This window comes from Vibrio sp. Vb0937 (assembly GCF_033338855.1).
The window spans coordinates 1-1189 of the sequence record NZ_JAWOTK010000319.1; the positions used below are offsets into that span (position 1 = coordinate 1).

Annotated in this window: 2 protein-coding genes; both read left to right on the forward strand. The window is 48.9% G+C overall.

Going from position 1 to position 1189, the window contains the following annotated elements:
• Positions 1-306: enoyl-CoA hydratase-related protein (locus tag R7P67_RS25380; protein WP_318086392.1), on the forward strand; the 306-nt coding region annotated here is incomplete at its 5' end.
• Positions 307-432: 126 nt separating this feature from the next.
• Positions 433-1189: o-succinylbenzoate synthase (gene menC, locus R7P67_RS25385; RefSeq protein WP_318086393.1), on the forward strand; the 757-nt coding region annotated here is incomplete at its 3' end.

Consider the following 1189-nt stretch of genomic DNA (forward strand, 5'->3'; position numbering starts at 1 on the left):
TTCCTATGTCGTTTCTACATCGCGCAAGAAGCGTTAGACATGGGCTTGGTCAACACGGTTGTGCCTCTAGAAGATCTAGAGAAAGAAACCGTTCGATGGTGTCGTGAAGTTCTTCAGCATAGCCCAATGGCGCTACGCTGCCTGAAAGCGGCATTGAACGCCGATTGTGATGGTCAAGCTGGTCTTCAAGAGCTTGCGGGCAACGCAACGATGATGTTCTACATGACAGATGAAGGACAAGAAGGTCGTAACGCATTCAACGAGAAACGTCGCCCAGACTTCGACAAGTTCCCTCGTAACCCATAATCCGTAAATAAAGAGGAGCCAGAGTGCTCCTCTGCTTCGTTTTTAGTCCCGAGCGCCTCGCCCTCAGGGAGGATGGTTCGTTCTTATAGCCAGCAAGCTTGGGTTGTACGTAATAGGACAGGAATTATGCGTAAAGCAAAGATTTACCGTTACTGCCTTCCAATGGACAGTGGCGTAATACTGCGTGATAACAAGCTGACGGAACGCATCGGCTACATTGTTGAGCTATCTGATGGCGAGAACACGGGATTAGGTGAAGTCGCACCGCTTTTTGGTTTTAGCTTGGAAAGTACCGAAGAGGCTGGCATTCAGTTACAAGAACAGGCTGAACGCTGGGTCGCGGGTATACCGGTTGATTATGCCAATATGTATCCTTCGGTTGCGTTTGGCTTATCTATGGCTCAATTGGAGTTAGAAGGTGGTTTGCCGACGCAAGGTAAATATCAAACTGCTCCACTGTGTACGGGCGATCCCGATGAGTTGATTCCAAAACTCAACGAGATGGAAGGCGAGAAAGTGGCAAAAGTGAAAGTGGGTCTGTATGAGCCCATTCGCGACGGCATGCTTGTGAATCTCTTCCTTGAATCTATCCCTCAATTAACGCTTCGACTGGATGCGAACCGCGCTTGGACTCCCGAAAAATCGCAGCAGTTCGCTAAGTACATTACACCGTCTCTTCGCCAACGAATTACGTTTTTGGAAGAGCCATGCCGAGCTCCAGGCGACAGCATGTCTTTTGCCATTAATACTGGTATCGCGATTGCTTGGGATGAAACGCTGCAAGATGCCGTTCGTCGAGAAGACTTTAGCCTTGAAGATCTGACAGGCGTGAAAGCGATCATTATCAAACCGACATTAATCGGCTCCGTCGACTTCTGCATTA